This is a genomic window from Candidatus Poribacteria bacterium, assembly GCA_009839745.1.
Lineage (GTDB): Bacteria > Poribacteria > WGA-4E > WGA-4E > WGA-3G > WGA-3G.
In genome coordinates this window covers 1-8,682 of sequence record VXPE01000138.1, presented here as the reverse complement: position 1 = coordinate 8,682, position 8,682 = coordinate 1, and the positions used below count along the sequence as shown (strand labels likewise).

The following is an 8,682-nucleotide window of genomic DNA, read 5'->3' as shown; positions in this document are numbered from 1 at the left end:
GGCACCGATTTACCCGTGCTTTTCTAAAGACTAAACTTTTTTCAAACTCACGTTATTATTATTTGCGATTTCCTATACTGTTAGCAACCCATACAAGATCCAATATATTGACAACACCATCCCCATTCAGATCTGGTTCGGTCGCATTAAAAGCATTTGCCACCAGCACGAGATCCAAGATGTTCACGATGCCATCCGCATTTACGTCTGCAAGCGTCGCTACGGATTTGATGTATATCTCTCCGTCCATATCGCCGAGCATGTGCCACTGTTTGTTTTTGACACCTGAGTGCCAACCGGAGGCATGCTCGGGCAGATAAACCTGCTGCGCCGTGCCAGAACGGTTATAGACAGCATAGCCGCCTGTGAACTCACGGATGAATATCCCATCGATGATTTCACCTTTCGGGGTTTCGTAGAGAACGCCTTTGGTTTCGGCACCACCGATAGGGACACCGAGAGGGGCATCCCAGAACGAATACCAATTGTCCCTCTTATCAGGATCCACAACGGTAGCAATGTGCACATAGCCATTGGAATGCGTAAGGGTTAGGCTTGTGACAGATCGTACCCATCGCTGATTAGCGGGTGAGTCCCAAGGTTCAGTTGGAATTCGTGAAACTTCCACACAGTTAACTTGCGGGTATCTGAAGTTTTCTTCATTCCACACCAACGCATTCTCAAGTTGAAGTATCCTTTCGCGAAGCTTACCTGTCTCACCAAACGAAGTTTCTATGAACGCACCGTTTACATACGGTGCAGAGCGTGGGATTTTCCGAGTACCCGAATTGACAATAATGAGAAAGTCGTCCCCGACGGCTTCACGAATCCGCTTTACCAGTGAAACAAGTGCCTCTACACGATTGCCGTGATACAGATGTGCCGTGTTATCGTTCCCCGGTATTTTTTCTGCCACTTCACCCCACAAATCCAGGAATATTCCATCGAAGATACCACACTTCGCCACCGAGACCGCCATTTCAACGAAATGGGCTTCCGCACCCGGCAGTGTATAATCTATGAGCATTTCAGCCCAGCCGTCGTCTTGAATCATGTTTCCCGCTTCATCCCTGAGCCAATACGGCCAATCTTCTGGATAGAAGCTTGTGCGCGCACCATAGTAGTATAATCCTGCAATAAATAGGAAGTCGGGATTGAGAGCCTGTATCTGGTTTCTTTCATCCAGGGTTCTCAGAACCTTCTCGTCGTCTCCGCGTAAAACCATTTTGGGCACTTCAGATGTAAGTTTTTGAAATCCAACGTTAGCCCTGAAACCAGCTTGCCAATACAGATCTCGGCGGGATACGACAGATTTAAAGTATGACCACTCCCATGGATTACTGGGTATTGGCTCGTTTAGAATTTCATGCATCCATGTAGCAAAGACCGAGGGATTAGATTTATTGACGACACGTTCTACGATACTCGGTCTATCCACCTCACATACTATTCCTTCAGCATGGATACTCGTTGTCAAGCACAGCAAAAGTAATATCAGAAAATGTTTCATGCATCGAGTTAACCGCAGAAAATTGTTCATATAATTGGAAAATGGAAAAACTTTGTTTGAGATGAACATTAGTGGATCTTAAAGATATATGGACATCTTTGTAGCATAAACTGTTAGTTTGTGCGAGTGTGAATGCCCGTTAGCGGAAACCTTCATACTATTTTAGAATGTCCAAGTAATTCTAAAATCTACCAATGATGATTTGCATCATGCATAATAATACCATTTCTAAAAGTTTATATCGCATTAACCGCACTTGAGTGCACAGCGTCTTTGCGAATGCCACACGCGCATTCGCCAGTCTATGCTACAAGCATGCACAAACTAAAGTTTATGCTACAATTTCAATCAGAAATGGTATAAGATAGAATTTTTTATTCAATTCACGGATTTAAAGAAGGGTATAATGAAATCATAAATTTCCTGTAACTGATTACCGAGAACGGATGACTACAACTATTGACATATCATAGGAACTATTATATATTATACCGAAAATCCGTGAACATTTGGTAATTATTTTTCGCCGATTTGAAACCGAGTCTTTTTAATAATTCGGTAAGCGTTAAACAACGAAGCGAGCTTAATGACGACCTTCTGCTATCCTTCGCCTTCCACTTCGTTTCAGGCTCGCGGGCACATGTTATAAAGACGAAGACAAAAATCAAACTCACGCCTCTTACACGGTTAGGGTTTACATACAAATACAGGAGCATACGGAATAATGCCGAAAATCAAAGGTCCAGCTATCTTCCTCGCCCAATTCATGCGGGACGAGGCACCATACGATACGATGGAAAATATCGGAAAATGGGTTGCAGGCTTGGGGTACAAAGGTGTCCAAATCCCCAATTGGGACGACCGCGTCATTGATATTGGAAAAGCCGCTGAATCCAAAACCTATTGCGACGCATTCAAGGGGACACTTGACGAGATGGGACTTGAAGCGACAGAGGTCGCCGGTTATCTCGCTGGACAGGTCTTGGCTGTGCATCCCGCATACGAGGTTATGTTTGAGGCGTTCCATCCCCCCGGCTTACGAGGTGCCGAAAGAACAGCATGGGCAACAGACGAATTAACGAAATGTATCCACGCCTCGGTGAATATGGGACTGGATGTCATTCCTGTGCTTTCAGGCGGCTTCGCGTGGCATACGATCTACCCGTGGCCCCAGCGTCCCGACGGAATTATTGAGGAGGCGTTCAAAGAACTCGCCGCACGTTGGCTGCCACTTCTGGATCTGGCACGCGATAACGGTCAGGTCTTTGCCTACGAACTCCATCCGGGTTCGGACATTTACGACGGCGCGACTTACGAGATGTTCTTAGATTACACAGACAACCATCCCGCCGCCTGCCTCAACTACGACCCAAGCCATTTTCTGCTTCAACAGCTCGACTATATCGACTTCATCCGACTTTACAGCGAACGCATCAAGGGATTCCACGTTAAAGATGCTGAATTCCGTCCGACAGGTCGGGTTGGGGTTTACGGGGGTTATCAATCATGGGCTGGACGTGCTGGTAGATTCCGTTCACTTGGCGATGGGCAAGTGGATTTCACACAGGTGTTCACGCTCCTGACTGAAGCGGGTTACGACAGCTGGGCGGTCCTGGAATGGGAATGCTGTGTGAAAAGTCCAGAGCAAGGGGCGGCAGAAGGTGCACCGTTTATTGCCAAACACATTATCGAAACGACCGATGTCGCTTTTGATGACTTCGCAGGCGGGGAAACCGACACGGCACGGAATCGGGATATCCTTGGATTGAATTTTTAATCTTACCTTGCGGAAGAATGACATTGATTAAAACTGTGATGAACATCCCTCAAATCCGCCTGCGTGTTTTTGCAATGTAATACATTGTCCCGCAAGTCCACACGCGACTTGCGTATGGATTGAGTCTATTCCCAGACTAAATCCGGTATTTCTGCGTATTGTTGCAGGCTACGGCTGAGGAATGCGGTAAATATATTTAAAATCTTGTTTGGAGTAAAGCATTATGGAATCTTGGAATCGGAAATTACGAATGGGTATGGTCGGTGGCGGACAGGGTGCCTTTATTGGGGGTGTCCATCGAATCGCTGCCACACTCGATCAGCAAATTGAAGTCGTCGCCGGGTGTTTCTCACGCGATCCCGAAAATACAAAAACCACCGGTGCTGAGTTATATCTTGATCCAGGCCGTTGCTACAGCAGTTATGCAGAGATGGCGGAAGCCGAAGCCGCGCGCCCCGAAAATGAACGCATTGACTTTGTGAGCATTGTCACACCGAACATCTCCCACTTTGAGATCGCAAAGACGTTTCTCGATGCGGGTTTCCACATTGTTTGCGATAAACCGATGACCTACAGCCTCGATGAAGCCGAGGCACTTGTGAAACGTGTTGAGGATTCGGGACTTGTCTTTGCATTGACACACAATTACACGGGGCATCCGCTCGTGCGGCATGCGCGAGCGTTGTTCGCTGAAGACGCGATGGGACCAATTCGCAAGGTCATTGTCGAATACCTACAGGACTTCCTGATGGTCCCGCACGAAAAACTCGGTCAGAAACAAGCCGCGTGGCGTGTCGATCCGGCGCAATCAGGGATCGGGGGCACGATGGGGGATGTCGGCACACACTGCGTGAATCTGCTTGAATACGTTACTGGCGATCCGATCGTTGAACTCTGTGCTGATAAGAGCACTTTCCTGCCCGACAGAGTACTGGATGAGGATGTCAACGCCTTGCTCCGTTTCAAAGGTGGCGGTAAAGGTGTTTTAAGCATTAGTCAGGTCGCCACCGGCGAAGAAAATGGTCTCACACTCCGCGTCTACGCCGAACAGGGCGCGGTGAAATGGGCGCAAGAGAATCCGAACTATCTTGAACTCTATCGTTATGGTGAACCGAGACAGACGCTGACCCGCGGGCAGGGCTATCTCTCCGAAGCTGCGGCAGCAGGTGCCCGGATCCCGACAGGGCATCCCGAAGGGTATCTGGAAGCGTTTGCGACAATCTATGTTGGTGTTGTCGAAGCCATCCGCCGCTACATTGACGGCGATCCCATGGAAACAGAGGCATACGATTTCCCGACAGTCTATGACGGATTGCGGGGTATGCAGTTCATCTACAAGGCGGTTGAGTCCTGTGAAAACGGCTCAACGTGGGTTTCAATGTGAGAAAAGTTATCAGTACGGGTTGCTACGCAACCCTTTCAGTTTGCCTCGCAGTGAGAGTCGTCAGTTAAGAGTTTTGTGGAGTGTGACTGCATTTTGCAACTGCCACGAAACTAACTGGCAACTGAAAACTGATAACCTAAAACTCTAAGAAGAAAAGGAGATAGTTATGCCAACATCTAACGCTGAACCTTTCCGTGTCGGATTTCTGAACGTAGATTCATATTCACACATGCCGTTGTGGGCACCGCATATCAACCCGCGCCCTGGCGAGAAAGATACACCCTTCACAGGGATGCGAATCACTCACTGTTGGGATATCGAATACGAAAAGGCGAAAGCGGTTGCTGAACCTTACGGTTGCGAAGTCGTCAAGAATTTTGACGATATGTTGGGGAAGGTAGACGGTGTGATCTCCGGTGGCTACTATAATCACCCATGGAACCACATCCTCCATGAACCGTATCTCGAAGCCGGCTTGCCGAACCTCATCAATCGTCCGTTTACGAACTCCCTTGCGAAATCACGGCAAATGATTGAACTCGCGGAAAAGCATGGCGCGGCTATTCTTGCACCATCGAGTCACGAGCACAACGATGCTATCTCACGCGCCAAGGCGTGGGCAAGCGATAAGCAAATCATCTGCTATACGGCGACCAACTCGTTCGACGACTATCCCACCCACGGCATCCATGGGCTTTACATGGTCTGTAAGGCGGTCGCGGAGGCAGGAAATCCGGTTGTGTCCGTCGCATATCAAGCCGATAGTTGGTACAGCCCACCGGGTGTTCTTACCTTCGAGCATGTCGACAGTGAGGGGCGTCAATTCTACGGGACCCTTCATCAAGTGAGCGGTTCGTGGGGAACAGTGCAGATTCACACACAGGAAGCCTATGGTGGTGAGAATTTCAGAATTCACACCGGTAGCGGCTACCCGTTCGATAAAACGGAAATCTGGTTGCCTACGATTTGGGCGTTCCAGAACATGGCACTCCATAACGAAATGCCACAGACGTTTGACCAGATTTTACACAAGACGAACGTCTTCCTCGCGGGTTGGAAATCGGTTCTGGAAAACAGTGGTAACCCTGTGAAACTAACGGATGTCGACGAAGAATGGGAGGCACCCGCTGAACTGCCGAATCACCCGGATCACGATACGGTATCGCTGTTCAAGAAAAAGTTTGGAGATGCTTAATTGGATATGTTCCACATTTTCTGTATCATGAAGATCCTCCGAAAATCCATCCTGCTAACATCAGCACGCCCGTCCCGACTATCGTGATGGTAGGATAATACCACAATCGAAAGCGGTTGCGTTTTTTCTTGATCGTCTCTCTTTCTTTCCGAATATTCTCAAGAGCCCTTTTGCCTTTTTCCAGAGAAGCGGGCTCGTCGTTGAGCAGCATCCAACGTTGAACGAATAACTCGTCCTGTTCGAGTTTGTGAATCTTCGCTTGCCAATCATCCAGTGGGGTTAGATAGTATCCAACGGTACCCACACCCATGGCAATGATAAAATCGCTGTTGAAGAAAGAAACGCTGGAGTCCGCATAGAGAGTAGGAACGTTTCCGAACAGAACTGCAAGGATTAGGATGCATGCGCACAAAATGTGTCTGGTTTTTGGTAAAAACATGAGGGTCCTCCTATGGTGCCTGAGGTATTGGTATGTTTATGGGTAGGTTTAAAGGATCAACGGGGTGGTCTGGAAAGAATTTCCCTTTAACCCACTCCAGGAAAACTTCTGTATCGGTAAAGTCATTGAGGATTTGTCCAGTGAATACGGGTTCAAGAATCGCGAGCCATAAGAGCCCTTCCTCTTTCCCGTATGTCTCAAAGCGTTCATCTACCTTGTGGGCATCTGTTTTTTCAGTTTCAATGACGAAATTTTCGAAACGGGCGAAAAAGTTTAAAAGGACCTCTTGACCCTTATCTGCGAAACGGCCCGCTAACCACACATCAATGGGGTCTTTGTCAACAACTTCTACCTTTTTAAAAATAATTTGAGCAGTCCCTAAAATATTTCCCTCGTGCATCATTTGATACATCTCGGCATTCAAGTGCCGATAGGTTAAAAACATGTGATGAATGTTAGTTACATCTTTTTCGGTAGGTGTTGCGATAAATTCCTTCAAAAAAGGCTCGTATTTTTTGGGGGGCGGAGGGGCAACGTGAAGAAACCCATCCAAGGTTTCAAAGGGAACCACCGCAGGATAAGTCTGGACAAGAAAATCCAAGTAGTTTTTAGAAGTCGTCACTTTTTTTAGCGTGTTGAAGTCTTTATCCAAAATTTCATCAGGAAATTCCTGCCGCAGTTTTGCGAAAGTGATTTCAGGTGTGGGCTTACTGGCTACGGATGCGACTTCTGTTTCCTCAGCGATCGCCGTATTCCCAATGAACTGGTTTAGCTCTTCGGTGTCCGTACATCCTGATATATGTGTTACCATAAAAACAGGAATAGCGAAAAGATAAATTATGGAATTCATTCTCATTTGAAAGAAACCCCTTAAACTTTGGAGAGGAAACACAATACATTCTCCTTAAACATCTAAGAAAACTTTCTCGGTTTGTTGTAAAACTACATCGAAACCGAGAAAGTCATACATGTATCCTTGCTCAATGCTTATTTCAGTCGCAGTGATTATCAATTTGTGCACAAACGTATCCTGCGGCTATGACAGCTGCTGCGCAAGCTGGACCCGGTCCAAACGTTGCACACGTCGCGGCCGCACCTGCAGCTGCTGCAGCGCAAGCTGCTCTTGCGAGCCAACACGCCACTCCTGCTTCTGCCTGTTGTGGCAGTAGGATCAATCCAAAGGTAAGAATGAGCACGAGAGCAATACTTTTCACAATGATTGTCTTCATTTTGTTTCCTCTCTGTTCTGTCGTCCGTCGTTAGGGACGAAACAAAAGATTTAGGTTAAATGATGATGTAGAAACTACCGATAATCCTCAATAGAGGAATAATAATACCATTTCTGATTGAAATTATAGCATAAACTTTTGTCTTGTGCTTTCTTGTAGCATAGACTGTTAGTCTGTGCAGGAAGGTGCGGTTAATGCGATATAAACTTTTAGAAATGGTATAACATATTCGACAAAAATAGTAAAGAAAAATTGGAAATTTTTTCGGCAATTAGTAGTTTTGAACTTGAGAATAGGGATTTTCAAAGTCCTGCATCATTTCTCCTTAGTTCGATGTGAACTGCGAATTCCAGTCGTGATGGGACTTGGTAATACGCTCAGGATTTAACCGACTTCGAGCGATGAAACCGGGAACATTTTCGCGACCCGTTGGCAACCCGATTTGGCTATAGCGCGTATCAACACTCCAACGCACTGTATCGGAACGGTTCGGAAGTCCACGGTGGACAACCCGTTCACTCGTCAGCAAAACATCGCCCGCTTCAAGTTCAGCGGTAACGACATCACCGGGTGGCAATTCTTCATCGCTGATGCCTCTACCCCCCGTATGTCCGGGGGTCTGATCTTGGTAGTTATGCGCAATCAGATCGTAGCGGTGTGAACCACGGATGACTTGCATGCAACCGCTTTCTTCCGTTGCCCGTATGAGTGGAAGCCAAACGTTCACAACCAAGGTATCCCCCGCTTCTTCAGGGGTAAGATACGCCAAATCTTGATGCCACGGGATAACAGTAATCGCTTGATCGGGCAATTTGGCACGGTAATTAAATTGCGGATGCGCGAAGATCTCGTTACCGATGAGAGAGCCAACGACATCAAGGAGGGTAGGTGCCGTCCTGAGCGTGAACATCCCAGCGGTTCGGATTTTCTGGTCTCTGAAATAGTTGCTCCAAATCCAATTCGGATCGGAACAAGCATTCGAGACCCGCGCCAATCTCGTTTCAAACGGCTCGTCGTCATACGTATCCGACGGATCCAGGATTCCATGTTTGATTGCCGCTTGCGTCCCGTCATCAACCAACTGCGCTAACTCAACGTGAGTTTGATAATTAATTTCCCAATTTTTTGAATAAAGAGAACCCTTTTGG

At 47.2% G+C, this 8,682-nt stretch carries 8 protein-coding genes; 3 read left to right on the top strand and 5 right to left on the bottom strand.

Annotated elements, in window-relative coordinates; translation table 11 throughout:
- Nucleotides 1–58: 58 nt before the first annotated feature.
- Nucleotides 59–1,579 (bottom strand): hypothetical protein, encoded by a 1,521-nt coding sequence (locus tag F4X88_21675; GenBank protein MYA58895.1) that lies wholly within the window; start codon nucleotides 1,577–1,579, stop codon nucleotides 59–61.
- A 664-nt stretch (nucleotides 1,580–2,243) separates the two neighbouring features.
- On the opposite strand from F4X88_21675, the gene F4X88_21670 reads away from it, so the two are divergent.
- The 3 genes from F4X88_21670 (at nucleotide 2,244) to F4X88_21660 (ending at nucleotide 5,866) form a co-directional block, all read left to right on the top strand.
- Nucleotides 2,244–3,287 carry a sugar phosphate isomerase/epimerase gene (locus tag F4X88_21670; GenBank protein ID MYA58894.1) on the top strand — a complete coding sequence of 348 codons (1,044 nt, stop codon included), beginning with the start codon at nucleotides 2,244–2,246 and terminating at the stop codon, nucleotides 3,285–3,287.
- A gap of 250 nt (nucleotides 3,288–3,537) precedes the next feature.
- Nucleotides 3,538–4,671 (top strand): Gfo/Idh/MocA family oxidoreductase, encoded by a 1,134-nt coding sequence (locus F4X88_21665; protein ID MYA58893.1) that lies wholly within the window; start codon nucleotides 3,538–3,540, stop codon nucleotides 4,669–4,671.
- A 166-nt stretch (nucleotides 4,672–4,837) separates the two neighbouring features.
- A complete protein-coding gene (locus F4X88_21660; GenBank protein ID MYA58892.1) occupies nucleotides 4,838–5,866 on the top strand; it encodes a hypothetical protein in 1,029 nt (342 codons plus the stop codon).
- 25 nt (nucleotides 5,867–5,891) lie between these two features.
- On the opposite strand, the gene F4X88_21655 is transcribed toward F4X88_21660, so the two are convergent.
- From F4X88_21655 to F4X88_21640, 4 genes are all read right to left on the bottom strand, one after another.
- Complete coding sequence (locus tag F4X88_21655; protein ID MYA58891.1) at nucleotides 5,892–6,305, bottom strand: hypothetical protein; 414 nt, start codon at nucleotides 6,303–6,305, stop codon at nucleotides 5,892–5,894.
- Between the two features lie 10 nt (nucleotides 6,306–6,315).
- Nucleotides 6,316–7,161, bottom strand: coding sequence for a hypothetical protein (locus F4X88_21650; protein ID MYA58890.1), 846 nt, complete (start codon nucleotides 7,159–7,161; stop codon nucleotides 6,316–6,318).
- 136 nt (nucleotides 7,162–7,297) lie between these two features.
- Complete coding sequence (locus tag F4X88_21645; GenBank protein ID MYA58889.1) at nucleotides 7,298–7,534, bottom strand: hypothetical protein; 237 nt, start codon at nucleotides 7,532–7,534, stop codon at nucleotides 7,298–7,300.
- 325 nt (nucleotides 7,535–7,859) lie between these two features.
- The coding region (locus tag F4X88_21640) for a phytanoyl-CoA dioxygenase family protein (protein MYA58888.1) at nucleotides 7,860–8,682 on the bottom strand (823 nt) is incomplete at its 5' end.